The organism is Acidovorax sp. GW101-11A03 (genome assembly GCF_059424825.1).
Genome location: NZ_JBWKZU010000006.1, coordinates 50,923 through 72,077, shown reverse-complemented (window position 1 = coordinate 72,077; position 21,155 = coordinate 50,923). Strand labels below are relative to the sequence as shown.

At 59.8% G+C, this 21,155-nt stretch carries 25 protein-coding genes; 18 read left to right on the top strand and 7 right to left on the bottom strand.

What is annotated here, in order from left to right; genetic code table 11:
• The first annotated feature begins 14 nt into the window (after nucleotides 1–14).
• The 17 genes from AC07Z7_RS04760 (at nucleotide 15) to AC07Z7_RS04680 (ending at nucleotide 13,766) form a co-directional block, all read left to right on the top strand.
• Nucleotides 15–404 (top strand): flagellar basal body rod protein FlgB, encoded by a 390-nt coding sequence (locus tag AC07Z7_RS04760; RefSeq protein WP_494765492.1) that lies wholly within the window; start codon nucleotides 15–17, stop codon nucleotides 402–404.
• A 17-nt stretch (nucleotides 405–421) separates the two neighbouring features.
• Complete coding sequence (flgC, locus tag AC07Z7_RS04755) at nucleotides 422–835, top strand: flagellar basal body rod protein FlgC (protein ID WP_494765491.1); 414 nt, start codon at nucleotides 422–424, stop codon at nucleotides 833–835.
• Nucleotides 832–1,167, top strand: coding sequence for a flagellar hook-basal body complex protein FliE (gene fliE, locus AC07Z7_RS04750; RefSeq protein WP_494765490.1), 336 nt, complete (start codon nucleotides 832–834; stop codon nucleotides 1,165–1,167). The genes flgC and fliE overlap by 4 nt, the downstream gene beginning before the upstream one ends.
• A gap of 50 nt (nucleotides 1,168–1,217) precedes the next feature.
• Nucleotides 1,218–2,711 carry a flagellar basal-body MS-ring/collar protein FliF gene (fliF, locus tag AC07Z7_RS04745; protein ID WP_494765489.1) on the top strand — a complete coding sequence of 498 codons (1,494 nt, stop codon included), beginning with the start codon at nucleotides 1,218–1,220 and terminating at the stop codon, nucleotides 2,709–2,711.
• The gene (locus tag AC07Z7_RS04740) at nucleotides 2,708–3,463 is read left to right on the top strand and encodes a hypothetical protein (protein WP_494765488.1); all 756 of its coding nucleotides are present in this window, start codon (nucleotides 2,708–2,710) and stop codon (nucleotides 3,461–3,463) included. The genes fliF and AC07Z7_RS04740 overlap by 4 nt, the downstream gene beginning before the upstream one ends.
• Nucleotides 3,460–4,368: a FliH/SctL family protein gene (locus tag AC07Z7_RS04735; RefSeq protein WP_494765487.1), complete on the top strand. Its 909-nt coding sequence runs from the start codon at nucleotides 3,460–3,462 to the stop codon at nucleotides 4,366–4,368. The genes AC07Z7_RS04740 and AC07Z7_RS04735 overlap by 4 nt, the downstream gene beginning before the upstream one ends.
• A complete protein-coding gene (locus AC07Z7_RS04730) occupies nucleotides 4,365–5,825 on the top strand; it encodes a FliI/YscN family ATPase (protein WP_494765486.1) in 1,461 nt (486 codons plus the stop codon). The genes AC07Z7_RS04735 and AC07Z7_RS04730 overlap by 4 nt, the downstream gene beginning before the upstream one ends.
• On the top strand, nucleotides 5,822–6,322 hold the full coding sequence (locus tag AC07Z7_RS04725) for a hypothetical protein (RefSeq protein WP_494765485.1): 501 nt from the start codon (nucleotides 5,822–5,824) through the stop codon (nucleotides 6,320–6,322). The genes AC07Z7_RS04730 and AC07Z7_RS04725 overlap by 4 nt, the downstream gene beginning before the upstream one ends.
• Nucleotides 6,319–7,431, top strand: a complete 1,113-nt coding sequence (locus AC07Z7_RS04720) for a hypothetical protein (protein WP_494765484.1) — start codon at nucleotides 6,319–6,321, stop codon at nucleotides 7,429–7,431. The genes AC07Z7_RS04725 and AC07Z7_RS04720 overlap by 4 nt, the downstream gene beginning before the upstream one ends.
• Nucleotides 7,431–7,829: a flagellar hook assembly protein FlgD gene (locus tag AC07Z7_RS04715; protein WP_494765483.1), complete on the top strand. Its 399-nt coding sequence runs from the start codon at nucleotides 7,431–7,433 to the stop codon at nucleotides 7,827–7,829. Before AC07Z7_RS04720 ends, AC07Z7_RS04715 begins: the two co-directional genes overlap by 1 nt.
• Nucleotides 7,830–7,862: 33 nt before the next feature.
• The gene (locus AC07Z7_RS04710) at nucleotides 7,863–9,038 is read left to right on the top strand and encodes a flagellar hook protein FlgE (RefSeq protein WP_494765482.1); all 1,176 of its coding nucleotides are present in this window, start codon (nucleotides 7,863–7,865) and stop codon (nucleotides 9,036–9,038) included.
• Nucleotides 9,039–9,311: 273 nt separating this feature from the next.
• Complete coding sequence (locus AC07Z7_RS04705; protein ID WP_494765526.1) at nucleotides 9,312–9,935, top strand: FliM/FliN family flagellar motor C-terminal domain-containing protein; 624 nt, start codon at nucleotides 9,312–9,314, stop codon at nucleotides 9,933–9,935.
• A 38-nt stretch (nucleotides 9,936–9,973) separates the two neighbouring features.
• Complete coding sequence (locus AC07Z7_RS04700) at nucleotides 9,974–10,396, top strand: FliM/FliN family flagellar motor switch protein (protein WP_494765481.1); 423 nt, start codon at nucleotides 9,974–9,976, stop codon at nucleotides 10,394–10,396.
• Entirely contained in the window at nucleotides 10,393–10,800 is a 408-nt protein-coding gene (locus tag AC07Z7_RS04695; RefSeq protein ID WP_494765480.1) for a flagellar biosynthetic protein FliO, read from the top strand. The genes AC07Z7_RS04700 and AC07Z7_RS04695 overlap by 4 nt, the downstream gene beginning before the upstream one ends.
• Nucleotides 10,797–11,570 carry a flagellar type III secretion system pore protein FliP gene (gene fliP / locus AC07Z7_RS04690; protein ID WP_494765479.1) on the top strand — a complete coding sequence of 258 codons (774 nt, stop codon included), beginning with the start codon at nucleotides 10,797–10,799 and terminating at the stop codon, nucleotides 11,568–11,570. The genes AC07Z7_RS04695 and fliP overlap by 4 nt, the downstream gene beginning before the upstream one ends.
• Nucleotides 11,571–11,590: 20 nt before the next feature.
• The gene (locus tag AC07Z7_RS04685) at nucleotides 11,591–12,406 is read left to right on the top strand and encodes a sigma-70 family RNA polymerase sigma factor (protein ID WP_494765478.1); all 816 of its coding nucleotides are present in this window, start codon (nucleotides 11,591–11,593) and stop codon (nucleotides 12,404–12,406) included.
• A 100-nt stretch (nucleotides 12,407–12,506) separates the two neighbouring features.
• The gene (locus AC07Z7_RS04680; protein ID WP_494765477.1) at nucleotides 12,507–13,766 is read left to right on the top strand and encodes a tetratricopeptide repeat protein; all 1,260 of its coding nucleotides are present in this window, start codon (nucleotides 12,507–12,509) and stop codon (nucleotides 13,764–13,766) included.
• Nucleotides 13,767–13,770: 4 nt separating this feature from the next.
• On the opposite strand, the gene AC07Z7_RS04675 is transcribed toward AC07Z7_RS04680, so the two are convergent.
• The 3 genes from AC07Z7_RS04675 to AC07Z7_RS04665 all read right to left on the bottom strand — a co-directional run bounded on the left by AC07Z7_RS04675 (nucleotide 13,771) and on the right by AC07Z7_RS04665 (nucleotide 15,579).
• Nucleotides 13,771–14,112 (bottom strand): hypothetical protein, encoded by a 342-nt coding sequence (locus AC07Z7_RS04675; protein ID WP_494765476.1) that lies wholly within the window; start codon nucleotides 14,110–14,112, stop codon nucleotides 13,771–13,773.
• Between the two features lie 172 nt (nucleotides 14,113–14,284).
• Entirely contained in the window at nucleotides 14,285–14,707 is a 423-nt protein-coding gene (locus AC07Z7_RS04670) for a hypothetical protein (protein ID WP_494765475.1), read from the bottom strand.
• 140 nt (nucleotides 14,708–14,847) lie between these two features.
• Nucleotides 14,848–15,579, bottom strand: coding sequence for a hypothetical protein (locus AC07Z7_RS04665; protein WP_494765474.1), 732 nt, complete (start codon nucleotides 15,577–15,579; stop codon nucleotides 14,848–14,850).
• A 170-nt stretch (nucleotides 15,580–15,749) separates the two neighbouring features.
• Between AC07Z7_RS04665 and AC07Z7_RS04660 the strand changes: the two genes are divergently transcribed.
• Nucleotides 15,750–16,058: a helix-turn-helix domain-containing protein gene (locus AC07Z7_RS04660; RefSeq protein WP_494765473.1), complete on the top strand. Its 309-nt coding sequence runs from the start codon at nucleotides 15,750–15,752 to the stop codon at nucleotides 16,056–16,058.
• Here the strand turns inward: AC07Z7_RS04660 and AC07Z7_RS04655 are convergent.
• From AC07Z7_RS04655 to AC07Z7_RS04640, 4 genes are all read right to left on the bottom strand, one after another.
• A complete protein-coding gene (locus AC07Z7_RS04655; RefSeq protein WP_494765472.1) occupies nucleotides 16,038–16,940 on the bottom strand; it encodes a hypothetical protein in 903 nt (300 codons plus the stop codon). The genes AC07Z7_RS04660 and AC07Z7_RS04655 overlap by 21 nt on opposite strands.
• Before the next feature lie 923 nt (nucleotides 16,941–17,863).
• Nucleotides 17,864–18,964, bottom strand: coding sequence for an MBL fold metallo-hydrolase (locus tag AC07Z7_RS04650; RefSeq protein WP_066788307.1), 1,101 nt, complete (start codon nucleotides 18,962–18,964; stop codon nucleotides 17,864–17,866).
• Between the two features lie 69 nt (nucleotides 18,965–19,033).
• The gene (locus AC07Z7_RS04645) at nucleotides 19,034–20,257 is read right to left on the bottom strand and encodes a phenylacetate--CoA ligase family protein (RefSeq protein ID WP_066788308.1); all 1,224 of its coding nucleotides are present in this window, start codon (nucleotides 20,255–20,257) and stop codon (nucleotides 19,034–19,036) included.
• Nucleotides 20,258–20,269: 12 nt separating this feature from the next.
• Complete coding sequence (locus AC07Z7_RS04640; RefSeq protein ID WP_304305519.1) at nucleotides 20,270–21,082, bottom strand: enoyl-CoA hydratase/isomerase family protein; 813 nt, start codon at nucleotides 21,080–21,082, stop codon at nucleotides 20,270–20,272.
• Nucleotides 21,083–21,155 lie beyond the last annotated feature (73 nt).

Below are 21,155 nucleotides of genomic sequence, written 5' to 3'. Positions count from 1 at the left end.
GAAAGAGACCTGAAATGACAGAAGGACTTGAAGCGGTAACTCTGAGCAGCCTCTCATTGGCACTCGACGCTGCCGCATTGCGCCACCAGGTTGTCGCGAACAACATTGCGAATGCGGAGGCTGAAGGGTTTGCGCCCATGCGGGTGAAGTTCTCGGAAAGCATGGAAGACGCACGGCGCTTGCTGAACGAAGGACGCCGACTCAATGCCCAGCACATTGTTGCGTGGGCGGGGGAGGGGGCCGCCTTGGAGCCTGTGATGCAGGCGGGTTTGCCTGGCAAGGTGCAGCTCGATTCCGAGGTCGCTCAGATGGCTCAGAATGCCGTCCATTACCAGGCTTTGTTGAAAGGCCTGAACAAACACATGGCAGTTCTTGCCTCTGCCGTTTCGGAAGGAAAGCGCTAGTTTGCGCGCGATGAACTATGGACTACGCACAGACTTTTGCGATCAGCGCTGGTGGGATGGCCGTAGAGCGCGCCCGTGTCGAGATGGCTGCCCTGAATCTCGCCAATGCAAATACCGTCGCAGGTCCTGACGGACATGTGTACCGTGCCATGAAGGTGGTGGCTAGAACGGCTTTTGGCACAGCTGTTGAGCAAGGACTGGCGGCGCCCTCGATGACGCTGGAGTCATCGCAGCAGCCTCCGAGGATGGCCTATGAGCCTGCGCACCCATTGGCAAACGCGCGAGGATTTGTGGCCTATGCGGCCGTGGACTCTGCCACCGAGATGGTGACCATGATGAGTGCCATGCGCTCCTACGAGGCTAACCTGGCTGCGATGAACACCTCGCGGAACCTGGCCTTGAAAACCCTTGAAATCGGAGGCTCGCAATGAGTGCAGAGGCTAGCGGCGCAATTGCCGCGATCCAGTCTTCGCTGCCTATGGAGAAGGCCGCTTCGTTGGCTCAATGGGGCGATCCTGGAATCGCCAAAGGGGCATCGAATGCCATCGGGTTTTCCGAGTTGGTGTCGCAGGGGCTTGAGCAAGTCAACCAACAGCTGTTGACCAGCCAGACCGACCTTCAGAATTTGGCTGTTGGCAATGTACAGAACCTTCACCAGATCATGATTCGTCTGGAAGAGAGCAAGCTGTCTTTCCAATTGATGATGCAGGTGCGCAGCCGACTGCTGGAGGCCTACCAGGATGTCATGAAGATGCAGTTGTAGTCGATGCCTGCACAGGTGTCTGGTGATTGTTGTACCGAAAGACAAGAAGAATGATCGAATTTTGGGAGGGGCTGGGCCGGTCTGCGCGCGCAGGTTTGGCCTTGGGCCTGGTTGCCATCCTGGCGTTGACTGCTGCACTGGCCTGGTGGCTTCTCAGAAGCGACTATCAAGTCCTGTTTTCTGAGCTGAAGCCACAAGACGCCTCCGCCATGATCGCGGAGCTGGAAAAACTGAAGATCCCCTACAGGGTGGACGATGCAAGTGCATCCATCTTGGTGGATAAATCCCAGGTTCACTCCGCCCGCATCAAGCTGATGGGAAAAGAGTTTCCGCTGCAGGGTGCAGTTGGATTTGAGTTGTTCAACAACACCGACTTCGGGATGACCGAGTTCGCGCAAAAGATCAACTACCAACGTGCCTTGCAGGGAGAGTTGACGAGAACCATTTTGTCCTTGGCAGAGGTCCGGGATGTCCGTGTGCATTTGGCATTGCCTGAACAAGGCTTGTTCAAGCAGGCGGGCGTGCGCCCAAAAGCCGCCATCACGCTCAGCCTGCGGGAGGGACAGGCCCTCAGGCCCGAGCAGGTGAGTGGCATCCAGCGGTTGGTTGCGGCAGCCACGCCGGGGATGACGGCTCAAGATGTGACGGTGGTCGATCGGCAAGGCATGGCGTTGAGCCGGTCACCGGATGAAGCCTCAGATGGCTCTAGTGGGGTGGCGGGGACAGGTCGTCTTGAATTGAAGAAAGAAACGGAGACGCTGCTGGCGCGGAAGGCTGGAGCTGTTTTAGACAAAGCGTTTGGTCCGGGGGAGGCGCTCGCGAGCGTAGACGTGACCCTCAACATGGATCAGGTGCGCATTACCACAGAAGATGTGATTCCTGGTGCGTCTCGGTCCCCCGAGTCGCGAGGCGTTATCGTCAAGGAACGTGAGTCGAGCAGGGACTCAGGAACCCCACCCTTGGATGCAACCCGTGCTTCTGCCACAGCAATGGGCAGTAGCCAGCGCGAGGTGGACTACCAAGTGGGGCGAAGGGTTGAGCAGGTCACCAGCCAGGCGGGATCCGTTCGTCGAATCCAAGTGGTGGCTGTAGTGCGGCAACACCTGGATCCCTCCCAGGAAGAAAAACTCAAGCGTTTGTTGGGTGCTGCCGTCGGATTGGTTGCCGAACGCGGTGACACTGTGGTTGTGCAGTCGTTGGGCGCGCTGCTTCCCAGCTCACCTGCGCCCGGAGGGACTCCCCAAGGTGCTTCCATGCAGGAGGCCGATGTTTCTCTCCGAGGGGATGCGGAAGGCACCAGTCGGCATACGGACATGCCCCGTGGTGAAGTGGGTGTGGTGACCTACCTCAAGATATTGCTCGCCATGGGGGTGATCGGATTCGGTTTCTACTGGGCGTATCGCGCCAGGCGGGATCGGGCTGATGCCGGCACGCTCAGCGAAGCGGAAAGACAGGTGGCACTTCGCAAGATTGCTGCGTGGATGCAGGAGTCCGGTGGTCGTCAAGACGGTCTGGAGGATCGTCAAGTGAATCGTGCGCCATGAGTTTCTCCGAAATGACGCAGACAAACGCAGAGGGAGCCAAGCAAGCGGCATTGCTCGTGCACGCCATGGCGCCTGCCGACCAAAAATGGTTGTGGTCTCGATTGCCATCAGCGCATCAGGTAGAACTCAAGAGCTTGATTGCGGAGTTGGATGCACTGGGCGTGCCCAAAGACCGGCAGGCCCTGTCGCTGGAGCTTACGGAGCCAGAGGCCCCTTCCAAGCCGTATGGTGGCGCGCAGAAAGCGTTGCAGGGTGATGAGGCGATCGAAACTGCATCGTCACTCAGCGACGTTGAATTTCTTTGCGCCTTGAGCCGCGACGAGGTGCATGAACTCGCCAGGATTTGGAGTGGCGAGCCGCCTCAGTTTGTGGCTTTGGCGTTGAACGCGCACGACTGGCCTTGGCGGGAGCTCTTGCTTGAGCGAATGCCGGCTGTGCACAAGCGGAAGATTGAGGACCTGCTGTTGAAGCCGGTACGCAAGGGGGCGCCTCTGCGGATTCAGGCGGTGCTGCAAAGTACGCGTGCGTGTCTGATGCTGGTGCGGCAGGATGCCGGGGCCGTGGACTCCCTGCTGGACGGGGATCCGCATGGCTCTGGTCTTCAAGGGGCTCGGCACCAGCGTAATTTTGGCCGCGGCCTGATCGATCCCGACAAGGGGCGAGTGGCTCCTCACTGGACAGCCGCAATCGCTGAAGGCATTCGGGCACCGTGGCGCCGTTTTCTTCCCTCGCGCTTGAAGGGCCGACCATGAAAGGCTTTGATCCCATCCTGAGGGATGTTTCCCTGCACTCCGAGGTTCGCAGGTTGCATCGCCCCACCAAACCGGGCAATCGGGTGGCCCCGGCGACCATGACCAGGGATGCAGCCGCCGAACAAGAAGGGCCGCTTCGGCAGGTATCCGCGAGAGAAGCGGGTCTTGGTCCCGCTCTTGAGAACAGCATGCCCGTTCCGCTGTCCGCAGGGCTGGCCGATGAAGAGGTCAAACGCCGGATTGAGGAGGCCCGGACCGACGGCTATCAGCAAGGAGCGCGGGAGGGGGCTGCGAAGCTTCAGCGGGACATGGAAAGCCGGGCTGCGCAGATGGCCCAGGAATTGTCCGAAGAGCGGGTTCGCGAAGCAACGGTCAATGCCGAGCGCAAGGCGCATGAGATGACCGAGCGACTGCAAGCTGAGTTGGTGGCTCAGCGAGATGCCTGTGCGCGGCTCATGCGTTCGGTTTCCTCGGAGATTGTGCAGCGTCTCCAGGAGTCGGAAGACGACATCCTGGAGCTTGCCTTTGCGATGGTGAGTCGGGTATTGGGAGCGAATGCGGCGACGCAGGCGGGACTGCGACAGCAGATCGAGCAGGCTTTGCAGAACTGGCACCTGTCCAGTGCCCCCCGGATTCACCTCCATCCAGATGATGTCGCCTGGATGCAAACGGATGTGGGGTGGGATAGCGCATTGGGCGGCGCTGCGCTCGGCGCAGACGACCCTGTCCCTCGGCTGGTGGCTGACGCCAGCGTGAGCGTGGGTGGGTGTGTTTTGCGCTCAGCTGATGGGGAACTGGACGCACGCTTGGAGATGCAAATTGAGGCGATGAAAACCGCGCTGGTACAAGCGAGAAATGCGCGACGCAACGTCGCGACCCCTGCAAGTGCAGAGGAGCGCGTGTGACCGCTTCCCAGGTCGATATGGTCCGTGCGTACCAAGATGCCATCGCCGGTGTGGAGCTGTTCCGGCGCGTGGGATGGGTTCAAAGGGTCCAGGGCATGGCGATTGAGTCGCGCGGTCCGGATGCATCGGTTGGTGAGTTGTGCCGGATCGTGCCCCGAGGACGGGGGCGAGACCGCAGAGGTACTTCTCGCCGTGATCATGGGGTGTTGGCCGAAGTGGTGGGCTTGCGGGATGGCACGCTCACGTTGATGCCATTTGGCAGCATGCAAGGCGTCCGCGCGGGCGCTGAAGTTGTTGCCCTGGGTCGCCAATCTACCTTGGGGGTCGGGTCCGCGTTGCTCGGCCGTGTGATCGATGGGTTTGGACATGGCCTGGACCAAAAACCGTCCCCATTGACGTCGGTGCATCGCCCTCTGCAGGCCAGTCCTTTGAACCCGATGGAGCGCCCCAGGATTCACCAAGTTCTGCAGACCGGTGTTCGCAGTTTGGATGGCCTCTTGACTTTGGGCTTAGGGCAGCGCGTAGGCATCTTTGCGGGCAGCGGCGTGGGCAAAAGCACCTTGCTCGGAATGATTGCGCGGCATGTCCGCGCAGACGTGAACGTGATTGCACTGATCGGGGAGCGGGGGCGTGAAGTCAAGGAGTTCATCGACAAGCAACTGGGCGAAGAAGGACTCAAGCGGTCCGTCGTAGTCGTTGCGACATCGGATCAACCCGCCCTGGCCCGCATTCGGGCTGCCTACGCGGCAGTCACTATTGCGGAGTACTTCCGGGATGCGGGCAAACAGGTCTTGCTGACCATGGATTCCATCACCCGCCTCGCCATGGCCCGGCGGGAGGTCGGTTTGGCCGCGGGTGAGCCCCCCACGGCGAGGGGCTATACGCCTTCGGTGTTTGCCGAGTTGCCCCAACTCTGTGAGCGTTGCGGTACAGCGCCCTCTGGAGGGTCCATCACAGCGCTGTTGACGGTGCTGGTGGAAGGTGACGACATGAATGAGCCCGTGGCGGACAGTTTGCGCTCCATTCTTGATGGACACCTGGTGCTTTCCAGACATCTTGCTCACGAGGGGCAGTACCCGGCCCTGGATGTACTGCGCAGCGCAAGTCGGCTGCTGCCGGATTTGACCAGCAAAGACGAGCAGGCGTTGATTGCTGATGCTGTCAAATGTTTGGCACTGCTGGACCGCAATCGCCAGTTGGTGGACATCGGGGCCTACGAAAAAGGCGCGAACCTAGCACTTGATCGTGCGCTTGAACTGGCCCCGGCGTTGAAGCGGTGGTTGAGCCAGGACCAGGGAGGGGTGGATCGCGCGGTGGCGATGAAAGAGTTGAGTTTTGCACTGTGGCCCGACCGGACGCCGGTAGGTTCAGAGGCTCAGCGCCCAGCCGCAGCGCAGAAGGTGGTGAGCTATGCCATCGACGGCAAACTGCCGACGCCCAGCAGGAGCATGCGATGAAGTCCAATCAACGTGATGCATCAGGGGTTGACGCGCGCGGCTTCGTGTACGCGCTGGCACCCTATTTGCAAAAGCAGGAGTGGCAGCTGGAGCGGCTTGAGAATCAATTGGCGCGTGCAAGCCGCCAATTGGTCGAGGCACAGGGAAGGCGGGACGGGCTCGATGAGGACTTTGAGTCCCAGATGGCCAGTCTGCGCACCTCGATGCACCCCAGCCCCAATCCTCAGGCCTATCAGCGTGGATTGCTCTACCTCGCTTATTTGCGTTCAGAAATGAAAAAGCAAGACCAGGAGATTGAGGTGCTTCTCTCTCAGAAAGAGCAGGTGCGCACGCAGTGCATCGCGCAGCAGCTGCGGCTGGATGGGTTGGCCGAGCATCGCGCAAACGAGCTGCAAGAATACGCGGGCAACAAGGCAAGACTCTTGGCCGCAGAGGCGGACCGTGATTGGATTGGGAGAGCTTTGGGGCGAATTTCGGGTCAGGGAGGCTCTGTATGACCACTCAGGGCTCGGCAATGCCCGATCCTTCGGTGGTGCATGGCACTGCGGGGCTATTGGCTCTTGCAAAGCGATCAACGGCATCACAGGACAGTCCGGCAGAAAAATTGGGTGACGAAGGGGCGAAGCGGCAGGCGTGGCTGAGAGAAATGGAGCGCGCGCAGCTCGCGGGTTGGTTTGTTCCGACCGGCCGAGAAGCTTCTCGCCATGAGTTTGTGGTGAAGAATCCTGTGCGGTTAGAGCCGCAGCGTTCGCCTGCGGCCTTCGTGCCGGAGCGGGGATTTCCCTATGCGGCGGCAAGCGAAGGCGTCGAGCCCTTGGAGGTGGCAGGTGAAGCGCTGGGCTCTGCTGCCTCGGCGTCAGCGTCAGCTGATCCTCAAGCCCCTCCGGCTCCCGTGCAGCACAGGGATGTGGCAAGCGAGGCATCCGATGCCGTCTCGATGCACGACCCCGACGACGTGAAGGGTCGAACGGAGCAGAGTGCGCTCTCGGATGCACCAGAGGTGCCCGAGGGGCATCGAGCCGCTGCCGCTCCACTTCCTGGACCGGGTTTTGCTCGTGCCAGTGAGCATGCCTTGCTTCCTTCTCCCTCGGCTACTGCGCAGGAGGCACCAGCCTTGCCGGTGCGCCCGAATGTCATCCCGCCCGAACTGCCAAGGTTGATGAGTCTTCCGGCGATGCTCCGAATGGAGTTGGCTGGCAGCCGACAGGTGGAAGGCATGCCCAACATGCACATTTCCGTGCGCGAGGCCGAGGCGCTGGACGGTGCTCTTTTGTCGAATGCCGGTACGCAAAGAAGCACTGCCACCCGTCTCCATACCCAGTGGACCTCGGAAGGTCTGAATCTCTGGATCGGTATGGACGGGACGGCCAGGCAGGTAGAGCTTCAGGCGCAGGCCATTGCGGCGACCCTCCAGCGCACATTGAAGTCCCAAGGGCAGCGGCTGAGCAGGGTCGTGTGCAATGGCACGGTAGTTTTCGATGACAAGGTGTCTGAGTTTGGCAGCCGTCATCTGACAGATTTCTCAAGCTTCTGGAAGCACGAAGCGCATGTTCGGATGTCTGCGGACATCTCTCTCTCAATTTTCAAGTCCTCGAAGGAGACGTAATGAGCATTGATGGCATCGGTGCAGCCAGCACCAGCTTGCGGGCAAGCGGCATGAATCAAGAAGATTTTCTGAAGATTCTGCTGACGCAGCTTACGTACCAAGATCCCATGAAGCCGATGGACAACCAAGAGTTCATGGCCCAAATGGCGCAGTTCACCAGCCTGGAGCAAACCCAGCAGCTCAATGACAAGATCTCTACGCTGATCAGCAACCAGGCAGCGCTGCAGTCCGTGGGCTTGATTGGGCGCACCGTGGACATAACCTCCACGAGCGGAGCGATGACTGGTACCGTTGTTTCACTGTCATTGTCAGGCGATTCTCCATTGATCACGGTGCGAACATCCGCTGGCGTGACCTTGCCCAACATCAGTCTGAGCCAAATCACGGCTGTACGCTGAGTCGCTTCGGCCCCTATTCACCAGACCACCATCATGATTGAATCTATCTACGTCGGCATGACGGGGCTTTCGAGTTTCTCTCGGGGCCTGCGCGTGATCGCCAACAACACGACCAACTTGAACACCCCCGGTTTCAAGGGATCCTCTTTGCGATTTGCGGATTCCTTCTATTCCGGCGGGAGCTACTCGGGGCGGCAATTCGGCCAACTGGGCTATGGCGTCAGCACGACGGGAACCATGCTCTCGTTCAAGCCGGGCGAATTGCGTCAGACAGGCAATAGCCTGGATCTGGCCATCAATGGGCAGGGTTTGTTCACCCTTCGCGGGGAGGACGGAAAGATCACCTACACGCGGGCGGGGCAGTTTCAGTTCAACAGTGACGGCATTCTGGTGAACCAAGGGACGGGCGAGAAAGTGATGGGTGTAGGCGCCACAGGGGGACTGACGGAAATCACCATCAACGATCTCAAAACGAACGCCGGGAAGGTGACCACCACGGTGAAGTTCACCGGCAACCTGTCCAGCACCGGGACAGAACAAACCGTTAACAACGTGCGGGTCATTGATGGCGCTGGCGGCGAGCACTTGCTGTCACTCAAGTTCACGAATACCAATGCGACAACCCCTGGTAGTTGGCAGGTGGATCTGATGGACGGCACAACAGTGGTGGGGACCAAGCAGCTGATCTTTCAAAGTGGCCGCCCGACAGTGGCGACGGAGAAGTTGTCGTTCACGTACACCCCAGCGGGGCAGGCTGCTGTTCCCCTGACGTTTGACTTCAGTACAGACGTGACGTCCTTTGCCTCCGGCACGCTATCGACCCTGGCGTTCTCATCGCAGGATGGTGCCGCCCCCGCTGAGCTGAGTTCCGCTGCGTTTGACGCAAGCGGCACGTTGGTCCTGACCTATGGGAACGGGCAGACAGTCAAAGGTCCTCGCTTGTCGCTGGGCCGATTCGATACCCCAGATGCTGTGGGTGCGTTGGGAAACAACCAGTTCGAAGCGCTCGACGGGAGTGCTTGGCACACTGGCGTAGCTGGTGGCAATTTTGGCTCCGTACGTTCGGGCTACATCGAAATCTCGAACGTGGACCTTTCGCAGGAGTTCAGTGATCTGGTAATCATGCAGCGTGGATACCAGGCGAGTTCGCAAGTTGTTTCGACGGCCAACGAAATGCTCCAAGAACTCTTTTCCATGAAGAGCCGATAAGCCGTGAGTTCATTGACTGGTCAGCGGCTGCCAGAAGCTCTCCCGGAGCCTGGTGGTTCGCAGTTTTTATCCCTGGAGGACTCATCCAGGCTGGCTCTGCCTTTGCGAGTACATGCGCTGCCAGAGCGAGCGCGTGTACGGGACATACTGCAAAAAATCCATGGTGATTGGCTTGCAGCTTGGTGCGACTCAGAGGTGAGCGGCGGGATCGACTCCGCCGTTTGCATTGAGGATGTGGCTCCAGCACGGCCTGGTGGTGGCAGCGATGAAGCAATGCCATCGATATACAACTTGCTGTTTGGGACCCTCGGTGCGGGAGCGGAGATGGGGGGGGCGAGACCGGGTGGAAAAGGGCCTCTCGCCGCAGGCGTTGCGCAAAGGGCGTGGGAGGCGTGGCTTTCATCGGTCCACGGAGCCATTGGCCGTCTACCCGCTGTACAAGGCAAGAGCCTGGCGGCAGCCGGCACTTGTGACGCTCCCCCATGGCCTTGGGCTGGAGGATTGGACGCAGTGTTTTCCTTTGGGCCTGCTGAGTGGAGGCTACAGATTTCCTCGGCCGAAGTCGATTTCCTCCTGGGCTCTGCGAGGCCAGATATCAGTGCTGCGCCGTCCTTGCCCTGCGGTGCGTTGTTTCCATTGAAAACTGCGTTGTCGCAGCGCAGTTTGACTGTTCGTGTTGAACTCCAGCCTCTGGTCTTGAGCCTTGGGCAGCTTCAGTCGCTCGCGGTAGGTGACATCGTAGTGTTGTCGCATCCTCTGGACTTGCCGGCGCGACTGAATGTTGACGCTGGCGAGATCATTGTTTCCCCCGGTGAAACGCAACCCGCGCCACTTTGCCAAGCATGGCTTGGACAGTCAGACGGCAACATGGCTGTTGAGCTGCATCCGAATCCATAGCCTCATGGCTGTGTTCCCCAATATTTTTGTCCACTGACATGTCCCTGCTACCAGAAACCAACCTGAGCCACAGTACCCGTCCGGCCAACAGCCCGCAAAGAAGTGAAAGTCCGGCGGGGGCGCATCCCCTGGCCCTCTCTGAGTTGAATGCAGCCTCTGGTGGCGCTGGCTCGGCGACGAGTGGTGCTCAGTCCGTTGTGGGAATGGTCAATCCACTGCACCAGGTCAAGACGACGCTTCAAGTCTGCGTAGGTTCAGCCGCGATCACCGTGGGAGAACTGCTGAATGCCAAAGAGCACCAGGTGCTTGTCCTGGATCGAAGTGCCTTGCAGCCTGTTGACTTGGTACTGGAAGGGCATGTTGTTGCGCGTGGCCAGTTGGTAGCCGTGGGGAGTCAATTCGCAGTACGTCTCACGGAGCTTCCTGTTTCGTTGAACACTGGACTCGCGGGCACGCCATGACATTGAATGAATCCATCCCGGTGCGTCGTGAGCCAGATGCCGGGGAGTCGGCTGCTGGGAGCGAACTCGCTTGGATGGGGGCACTGGTTCTCGTTGTTGTCCTGGTGGTTACCGTCTGGGGGAAACTGCGTCGGACAAGGGGGGGGAAGACTGGCACCGACCGTGCTCAACCCGTAATGCATTGGCTGACCCGTCTGCAAGGGAGGTCCGCTAGTGCGCCCTCGGTCCTGGGAAGCACCCGTCTCACACCGACGCACACCCTGCACGACGTGGAGTGGCAAGGCCGTCGTTTGCTTGTGGGGTGTAGCAGCCAGTCCATTCAGGTCTTGAGCGAGATGCCTTCGGCGGGTCAACCTCCCGAAGGCGTCTTGCATCGCGACGGCCTTGAGAAGGGCGCTCCATGAGTCCGTTTGAATCTCTGCCGTTCAAGTTGGCGCGACCAAGTGCGTGGCGATGCCTGACATGGCTGGGGGCCGTCTGCACATTGTTCATCGCGGGGGCCGTGCATGCACAGAGCAAAGGATCTTTTCCGGCCGTAGCAAGCGCAGAAACTTCTCAGGCTTTGCGCATTGTTCTGGGGCTGACCGTGCTGGCCGTTCTGCCAGCCTTGTTGGTGTGCGTGACGGCGTTCCTGCGCATCATCATCGTGTTGTCCATGCTGCGCCATGCGATTGGCATGAACGAGACGCCGCCGAACACTGTGCTCATTGGTCTGGCGCTGTTCTTGACGATGTTCACCATGTCTCCGGTGATCGAACGGGTCAACAAGGAAGCGTTTCAGCCGTTCATGGCCGGGGCCATTGGATTTGAAGCGGGCTATACCAAAGGGGTCGCGCCACTCAGAGAGTTCATGGTCCGCCAAACGCGGGAACAGGATTTGGCGTTGATGGTGGAGTTATCCAAGGCAAAGCCGCCCCAGTCCATGGAAGACATCAGCAACGTTCAGTTGATCCCGGCATTCATGCTCTCGGAGTTGCGTGCTGCGTTTCAAATTGGCTTCGTGGTGTTTTTGCCCTTTCTTCTGATCGATCTCATCGTCTCCAGTGTCCTGATGACCCTGGGCATGATGATGATGCCGCCAACGACCATTGCATTGCCCATCAAGATACTGATGTTCATTCTGATTGATGGCTGGAGTCTTTTGCTCAAAGCCTTGGTGGGCAGCTTCCGCTAGGCAGTGAGCGACGCCCTGGTATGGAAGGTCTGGCAGACCCCTTCGAAAACGACCTCTCAGATGTCTGTGGCGCAGATGCTTCTGAGTCCCGTTTGTGGCAGCGATGGCGCGGCGCCGGGGATCTGGGCGCCCGGGAAGAACTGGTCAAACGATTCACACCCTACACACGCATATTGGCTGCGGTGATTTACAAAGGGCGGTTTCACGACGAGGTGGAGTTCGCGGACTACTATCAGTTGGCATGCGTCGGATTGTTAGAAGCCGTAGAGCGCTTCGATCCAGGCACAGGGGTGCATTTCAAGGCCTATGCGGCCCACCGGATTCGTGGTGCCATTCTCAACGGACTGGAAAAGCAAACCGAGAAGAATCAGCAAATTGCAGCCCAACAGCGGCTTCGAAAGGATCGTCTCGATCTGCTCAAAGATGCCGTGAAATCCGTGGGCGACAAAGCGGAGGGTCCTTCTATCGACCCGATTAATGCGTTGCTGAGTTACATGGCCGAAGTGGGGGTTTGTCTTGCCCTGGGGGTAATGCTGGAAGGCACCAGCATGTTTGTCGCGCAGGAAGATGCTGTGACCGTGGCATCCCCCGAGGTCGGCTACTTCAAGAAAAGCGAAGCCCTTCAATTGCAGGAGGTCTTGCGCGGAGCTATTGAAAAGCTGGGGCCGTCTGAGCGCCGGGTCGTCCGCTATCACTATCACCAGGGCCTTGCCTTCGACGAGATCAGCCAGTTGCTGGGCGTTTCCCGCAGCCGCATCTCTCAGATTCACCGCAAGGCGTTGATGGGTCTTAGGCATTTGCTGGCGCAGGGACCACCCTGTGATGTCTTCCTCTAGCTATCGAACTTTCTTTCAGCTTGCTACTCACGGCGGATGAATCTGCTGGCAGCTCAATTCGGATGAGTAGGCGAACTGACAAACACGGATCTCTTGAACCATGAATTACGAATCTCTCATTGCCGACCAGCAATCCGTTTCGGCGAGACTAGTGCTCCGCCTGGATCGTCTGGAGACCTACTTGCGCGACGACCCCAGCAATGCCTCACTGCTGGTGGAGGCATTTGAAACGGCGTTGAAGGCGCGGCAATGGGACCGAGCGCAGTTTCATATGAAGCATGCTCTGGCATTGGATCCAGGTTCCTTGGCCTGGTCGTTGCGTGAGGCCGATTTCTGGCTTGCGCAGAGAAAGCATGATGAGGCTCTGGACGTTCTGAACAGGCTTGGGGCCCTCACCGCGCCTCCAGCAGGTTTGGCAGATGCTGTATTGCACAACCTCGCCCTCATCGATTTCCAGTCAAAAAACTACGCACAGTGCGTGTCTCGTTTGGAATCGCGCATGCCGCCTCACGGCCAAAACGCTGCACCCATGGCCGAAGGTGATACGGCACAGGGGTTTTCGCTGCCTCTGGCAAAGCTCTGGCTGCGCGCGCTGCATTGTGCGGGAGACCTCGACCGTGCGGTCCAATGGGCACTGCATCTGAGCCCTGCGCAGCGCATTCACCCCGATGTGGGCGGCGTTGCAAGCCTGATCGCGTTGGATGCTCAGCGGTTTGACCTCGCAAGTGAATGGTCGGAAACTGTACTTGTTCGCGCGCAAGCAGGTGAGCAGTCCATGGAGGCGCTCGTCACACAGGCCTCTCTGGCGTTGGCGAAACGTGATGCCGTGAAGGCCCGAGAACTGGCTTTCGCAGCCCTTCAGATCAACCCTCACGATGGTCGTTCTTGGTCGACATGTGCCTTTGCAGATTTGCTGGCGGGTGATGCCGCACTGGCCAGTCAGCGCTTTGAGACGGCGCTCAAAGCGATGCCAGATCACATCGGTACCTGGCATGGACTCGGTTGGTCTCAAGTGGTCCAGCGCCAACTGGCGTCAGCGCGAAACTCGTTTGAAGCGGCCCTCGCGTTGGACCGCAACTTCGCGGAAAGCCATGGCGGTCTGGCGGTTGTCCTGGCGTTGGAGAACAATGCGCAAGCGGCCGGCGAACATGTGGAGCGCGCACTTCGTCTGGACCCCGGAAATCTCACCGGACGGTTTGCACAGGCCATTCTTCGGGGGGAGATCAGTAACCCTCAGGCCTTCGAGAGACTGGCCCATCGCCTGTTGGGTGATCAGGCCATGCCGGCGGGGGAGGGCAGCATCTGGGATGGCGTTATGCAGTCGATAGTGGGCCGCGACAGAACGGTTCGAGCGCGGTAGCTTTTTAGGCTCCAGGATTGTCCCTTGTGGTTGGAGACAGCGGCGACACCACCGCACACTCGCGCACGGCCCGCATGATCGACACGCGGCACGTGGTGCCTTCCTCCCCCCGCACTTCAAAACCCACGCGCCCGTAGCTCACCTTGACCACGTGAACCTGGGAATCCGCAGGGCAGGGTGCTCCCAGAGCGGCGGCCCTCACCAACTCCAACACCTCCACCCGGTCCGCTTCAACCACAGGGCGGTTCGGTTCACTGCGGTGCAGTACCTCGCGATAGTGCAACCGGGCCTGGTTCATGCTGCGAAACTCCCGTTGTCCAATCTGCACGGAAATAGGGGACGGCATAAGAAACTCCTCGAAGAAAAAGACAAAAAATCCATCGACATGGACAGGAGCGGCCCACCGAATGTGAACCGCCCATACCATTGATGGAAAGACGCGTGTCTTTGCTCTTCTGCCGCTATGGCCTGCTGATCCCCCCGGTGCCATGCACCCGCCAGCACTACCCGCCGGACAGCTACTTCACCCGCAGGGATTTCTCGATCAACCCCTGGCAGTACGAAGACTGTTGCCACTTGCGCAGCACCTTCAGGGTGTGGTCCATGGGCGTGGACCTGCCCTGAGGAAAAATCTCGTTGTTGAGCTGCTCATTGATGGGCGCAAAATGGTGCAGCGCCGCCGAGACCGTGCTCCCCTTGAACGCATCGCTCTTTTGCGCCAGAAGCCGCTCCATCTCAGCGCTGGCCACCAGGCGCAGCGTTTCATCCTGCAGATGATTGCCCGCCTTGTAGCAGCGCCCCACCTCCAGCAATGCGCTGTCCAGCGACTGTCCGCATGCGCTGAGCAAGCAGGCCACCAACAGGATTCCCGCTGCGGCGCAAACCCTGTCTTTCTTTGTCGCTTTTGCCGCCTGTTCTGGCTTCTCCTGATTCATCTCCACCTCTCCAAAAAAAAAGATCCCCCAACGGCCCCTCGCAGATGCCTTCAACTGATGGCGCCTGCGAGGAGGAGGGGGCTAGGAGCCCCCTGCGACTGTTCGCAGGAGGGGCACTCACACACGGTTGCTTGGAGAACGCGTGGTCACTGATACTGTTCCCACATCTGATCGAGGTAGATGCGATAGGACTCCGTCAACTCGGCAGAATTCTGGGCCGCATGCTCAAAGATGAAGACCTGATTCACGGGCCAATCGATGACGCGATCACTGAAGACTGCTTGTATCTTCGAGCCCAGATAGACCACCTCTCCATCCTGGACAGTCCACTGAGTCGTTTCCAGAACCTGCCGAAAATTGGCGGCGCGGCGCTCAAACTTGGCCAGACGCTTGGCGTGCTGCTCTGCTTCCCTCGGCGCGCGTTCGGCGTGACTCTGCTTCTTTCTCTCGTAGTCAGCTTCCGTGCGCGCAATCGCTTGTTCGTAAGAGCTGACCGGCACGCCTCGCTCGATGGCATCTTGAAGCTGGGCACGGGCATGATCGATTTGCTTTTGCTCAATGCCCAGGTAGTACGCATCCCTCTCTGCAGCGCGTGCTGGCTGGCCTTTTTCATCCTCGATAGCGCTTGCACTTCTCTCTTGAATGAACTTTTCGCCAGGCGCATAGGTGCAGCTGTACTCCACCACCTTGCGATCCCGCGTGTCCGTGAAGCTCTTCCACTCCGTACTGGAACAGGCCTTGCGCGTACCCAGCAACTGCCCCACCGTGAAATCCGGCCACCCCTTCATCCGCGACTCCTTGACGCGCGAAACATCGCCGCCCAAGCACCCCGACAACAAGGCCGCACAGGCCACAACAACCACTGACAACTGACGCATAGATCAACCCTCCTGTATGGAAATAGAAAAAGACAACAAACCCATCAACCCCAAAACCGAAAACACACCCACCCACCTCCACCTCAAACCATCCGATACCGACCTCTCCTTCATTTAAGTGAAAAGCAAACTCCGTAGATGCAAACAGACCAAAAAAGCATCCTATCGGGGTGCCTGCCAAACCCTCCGGACCTACCCGCCTGCCAGCAAGCGACAACCTGCGTGATGTGCTCGCGTACCAGATCCGTCTGTTGCGTGTAGAAAAAGGCTGGTCCCAGGAGCGCCTGGCCCATGAGACCGGCTTGGACCGTACCTATGTCTCCGGCGTTGAGCGCTCCACCTGGAACGTCGCACTGGAGAACATCGGACGCTTTGCCCAGGCCCTGGGCGTTGAGCCCTGGACCCTGCTGCGCCCACCGCCTGAATCCAAACCCACACCCCGCCCGAGAACCTCCCGGTCATCGAAGTCCACCGGCTGAGCCTGTGGCTTGCGAGTGCCGCTGGATCGGGTGGGCATCCAACGGCGCATTCCCCCGCGCCTCCCCCGGGCCGTTCTGTGTGAGCTGCCCCCCGCTGAATACGAACTCCACCCGGGTGCGGCCCGCCTTGCGCCGCAGCGCCTCTGCCTCCAACGGTCCCACGTGCTCCACCATGCGCACCACCGCCCGGGGTTGGCCCCGGGGGCTCTCGTCTAGAGAGGGGTAGGCCAGATCGGAGCAAGTCCCGAACTCGGGCGACACATGGACACCCCGCTGAGACACCTCGATCCATCGGTACAAGGCAGGGCAGGCAGCGCCGCCGGTGTTTTGCACCAGCAGCAACTCCCCGCGTCCCCAGGAAGAGACATGGCGCACCACAGAAAAACTCCCCGACCCCGCAGGCCACAGCGGCTTGCCGCGCCACAGCAAGGTCAGGTTCTCCCGGTCTGCAGCGATCACCCCGTAGCGGGTCACTACCTCGCTGCGATAGTCCTCAATGGCTGAACCCACCCGAGCCCCTTCGGCCGCAGTGATCTCCCTCCACCCCGCAGGCTGGTCCGCAAACCCCAGCCCAAACCCCGCAGCACTGTCGAACGCCCTGGTGCGCACGCTGTCCAGGACACAAGGCATGCCCACGAGACAGCCCTCCAGGATCCGACGACCCACCACTGAGTCCGTCCGAAACACATGACCGACCAGGTCGCCCGACTCTGGACTCACCCGAAAAAGGGCGGAGTAGGGCCCCTGGGTCTCCAGGACGGCGTTGAACTCAGAGATGGATGCCGGGCTTGCCACCACGGGAGCAGCGACGAGTGCACTGGCCAAGAACAAGGCCAGCCTGCGAAAGACCGGGCGCACACGGTGCGTTTGAAGCGACAGCATGGTCCGGTCTCCCCCTCTGTACTGGAATTATGTGAATGATATGTGATGCAAACTCATCATATGAACGCGCCAGAAGGCCACACGTTGACGCTGGCGGAGAAGCATGACCGAACCTCCGTGCTCTGGTCGCCCAGTACCCCATCCCAATACCCCCTTATCCGTTGCCCCCGGGCAGGGACTTGAATGTCGCCATGTCGTTGTTTCCGTGGTGGACCCCTCAGACGTGCCGCTGTTTCCGCGCGAGAGGTGCTATCCCTGCCCGGGTTGGGGCCGCTTGGGTGCGGCGTTTGCTGCTTGAAGTCGCATGAAAGCAAGCCAGGTTGCCGAAGTGCGACCTGGCCCGTATGCCGCGTGGGTTGCTACCATCGGGCTGACAGCGATCCGCGCCCAGACTTCACACCGTGCCATGCAAACGAACCCGCCCATCTCTCCCAATCGCTGCGGTGCGTGTGGTGCAACCAGCTACCACCGGGTGGTGGCGCGGGACGAGTCGGGGGCGATGACGTACACCGAGAGGCTGCAGTGCTCGGGATGTGGGCGGGAGTGTGCGGATGTGCGGGATTGGCGGCAGGGTGGGGGAGATGTGACCTTGGCTGTCGCGGCCGCTTCGTGAGTGACTTGGCAAGTTGGTGAGAGGTCGGCTTTGCAGCGGTTGCGGACGGTGGCAACCGGTGGCCGGACTCACGCTACTCGCCACGAAGCAGTCATTGAACGGACTCCAAACGAGTTCCTAAATCCCGGGGCGGTTCATAGCGGCCGTTTACGAGCAGCCTCCTGGCGACTGCGATGAACGCCGATGCATGCTAAGCATGATGTACGCCCAGTGAGCGTGAGATGAGCATACACAAGAAGCCTCAGCATTCATGCGGATTGCAGGGTGACTTCAGAGCAGACGCCATAGCTATCGCCCCATCGAGACGGGGTCAGTCAAAGTTGGCACGTGGAGAACGTTTGACCTCGGCGACAGCGCCTTCAAGCTTTTTTGAGTGCCACGCGACCCCGTTTTCGTCCATCATGAACTCTACGGTGCCCTGTGCAATGAGAAAGTTCATGCAAGCAACGGCCTCACCTGTTGCCAGGCTCAGTTGCTGCGGATCCTGCTCTCCGATGGCGCGCTTAAAGAGGGCAGCGAACGCATCGACGATCCGTTGAGGTCCGGTAGACAGTGACTGACGCAGCCGCTCCAGAGCACTATTTTGACCCAACCTGAGCGATTCAAGGCGTTCATGCAGTCCATAAAAGGGCTCGTTGTGAGAGGGGAGGACCAACACATCGTTGGGAACATCCCTCATCAGCTTGTCGAGCGCCCCATACCACTCCTTCAGCGGATTGGCCTGTGGCTCGCTGGCGAACACCGACACATTCGACGAAATCTTCGGCAGTACCTGATCGCCGGCGATCAGTAGCTTCAAATCGGGGCAGTACAGAGAAGCATGTTCTGGTGAGTGGCCGCCGGTGGTGATGATCCGCCAGTCATGCTTACCCAACTGGACGTGATCGCCGTCCTGCAAGCGTCGGTAGCTCTCGGGCAGAGCGTGGATATGTTTGCCAAAGCTGCCGAATCGGCTGCGGTAGCTTTCAATGGCTGCCTCCGACCAGCCGGCGCGCCTATTGAAGAGCACGCCGTCGGGCGGGGCCTCGCGGTTAGTGTCGGCATGCATCACGCGGCAGGTCAGGTATTCCAGGCGGCTCATGTGCAGCGGCACACCAACGCGACGCGTGAACCAACCAGCTAGGCCGATGTGGTCGGGGTGCATGTGTGTGGCGTACACGCCTTGGAGCGGCCGTGCCAGCGGCCCCTGCGCCATGAGGGCCAGCCAGTCGGCAACGGTGTCGGGGGTGTTCAGGCCGGTATCTACCAGTACCCAGCCATCATGGGTGTCTATGGCCCATACATTGATGTGGTCGAGCCGGAATGGCATGGACAGCCGGATCCAGCGCACACCAGGGGCGACCTCGACCCAGTGGCGTGGTGTTGGTGGCTCGAATGGGTAGGTCAGTGCATTGGCTGCGGGATCAATCATTACTATCGTTTCATGGGGTGAGCGACGGTGTAGCCACCTGGTGCATCAGACCAAACGCTTTTTAGGATTTCAATGCTTGTTGTCAACCAACAAGGGGGCGTCAGTGGGCATATCTTCCTGGACTAGCCACTCGACTGAGTCGAGCTTCAGGCGGGTCAGTTGCCTGAATACTTCCATCAAGTCACTTTGTGTGGCGTCCTGAGAGGCCCCTGGCGTCAGTACTGCGCGCAAGGTCGCGGTTTCCCGATGCTGTTGTTTTCCAACGATGACCTGGGCACGTTCGATAGCAGGGAGCCGGATGAGCAGTTCTTCCACGTTGCGTGGATAGATGAAAATTTCGCGCACTTTGACACCTTGGCCCACTCGGCCTTGCAACATGCTGATGCGTTCGACGAGACCATCCGGTGAATGGGTCAGCGCTTGCGCCACATCGCCTGTGCCAAAGCGGACCAGGGGCCAGCCGCTGTCCAGCGTGGTGACCACTATTTGACCTGGTTCGCCCAGGGGAAGGGGAGCGCCGGTGCGGGGGTCGCAGATCTGGACAAGCCGGTCAGGCTGAACCGTGTAGCCCACTTGTCCTGGTTCCTCGTAGGCAATCAGCCCGAAGTCGCCGGTGGCGTAGGCTGAGAACGTGCGGATGGCGTACTTCTCCTCCAGCCTGCGGCGCTTGCCCATCCAGTCACCCAGTTCGCCCCCCAGCATTGCGGAGCGGACCTTCCATTGAGAAGGCAGGTCGTAGCCCATGCGCTCAAGCGTTTCGACCAAGGTCACGAAGAAGGATGTGGAGGCGCAAATGCAGGTGATGCCCAGTTCCATGATGAGCTGCGCCTGTTGTTCGGCGCCGCCGGGTCCGCAGGGGATGAGCGTTGCTCCGGTAGCGGCAATGCCCGCATCCAGCAAAAGGCCGGCTGGCACAAGATGGTAGGACCATGTGTTGAGAACGCGGTCACCCGGGCCGATGCCTGCCTGACGGAATGCATGCGAAAAACCGTGGCCAGTGTCGTCGTCGAACAACTGGGGTTCGTAGACGGGGCCCGGTGAGACAAAGACCCGACGGATGGATGCGTCGTCGGCCGCCAGAAACCCACCGAATGGCGGTGACTGGCGCTGCTTCTCAAGCAGTGCATCCTTGCTTGTGACGGCGAGTCGCGCGAGGTCGGCCGGGCCTTGGAGATCTTGCGGTGTCATTGTCGCAAGCTCATAGACCGCGCGGATGGAGGGGGCGCGGTCGTAGGCGAATTGCTGCGAAGCGCGCAGCGCTTCGAATCGGTTGGTGGTCGGGGACGTACGCATGGCGTTGCCGGCTCAGTGGCCCGTGAAGCGCGGGGCGCGCTTCTCGTTGAAGGCGGCCAGGCCTTCGTGGAGATCGGCGCTATGTGCATGCACTTCGGATGCCAGCAACTCCAGCCGTAAGGCAGTGTCCAGGGGCTGTTGCAAGCCATCGTCGATCAGCGCTTTCATGCGGCGCAGGCCCAGAGGGCTCTTGCTGGCGATCTTGTCAGCCACAGCCTGCGTCGCGCTTTCGAGTTGGTCGTCGTCCACCACCTGGTTGACGAGGCCCGCCTCCACCAGTTCTGCTGCGTCCACGAAGTCACCCGTGAATAGAAGGTACTTGGCGCGCGTGGGGCCAATAACTCGTGGCAGGCGCACCGAGCCTCCACCGCCTGGGAGTAGACCGTAGTTGGCGTGCGCGTCGCCAATCTTGGCACTGCGTGCCGCCAGCACGAGGTCACAGCAGAGCACCAGTTCTAGTCCGCCCGCCAGGGTGATGCCGTTCAGGGCTGCGATCACGGGTTTTGGAAAGCGATCGATGCGGTTCATGGTGACCAGAACGCTGTCCAGAAAGCCGATGGTGCCAGTTTCGCCCGTTTGTGTCTTGACGTACTTTAGGTCGGCGCCTGCGCAGAAGGCCCGGCCAGTGCCCGTCAAGACGACGGACCTCACGTCCGCCCGGTTCTGTGCTTCGTTGAGTGCCTGGTCTATCCCTCGAAGTACCTCTGGGGTCAGTGAGTTCATTGCCTCAGGCCGGTTCAGGCGGATCCACATGCTGCCTTTTCGGACCTCTGAAATAACAACCGGCGTCGACATCTGTCTTTCATTGGTGACTTGTGTGTTCATGGGTCGATTCTGCTTTTGCCTCGGTTTTCGTGGGTATGGGGTTTTCCATTACTATCAAGTCAATTATTTTAAT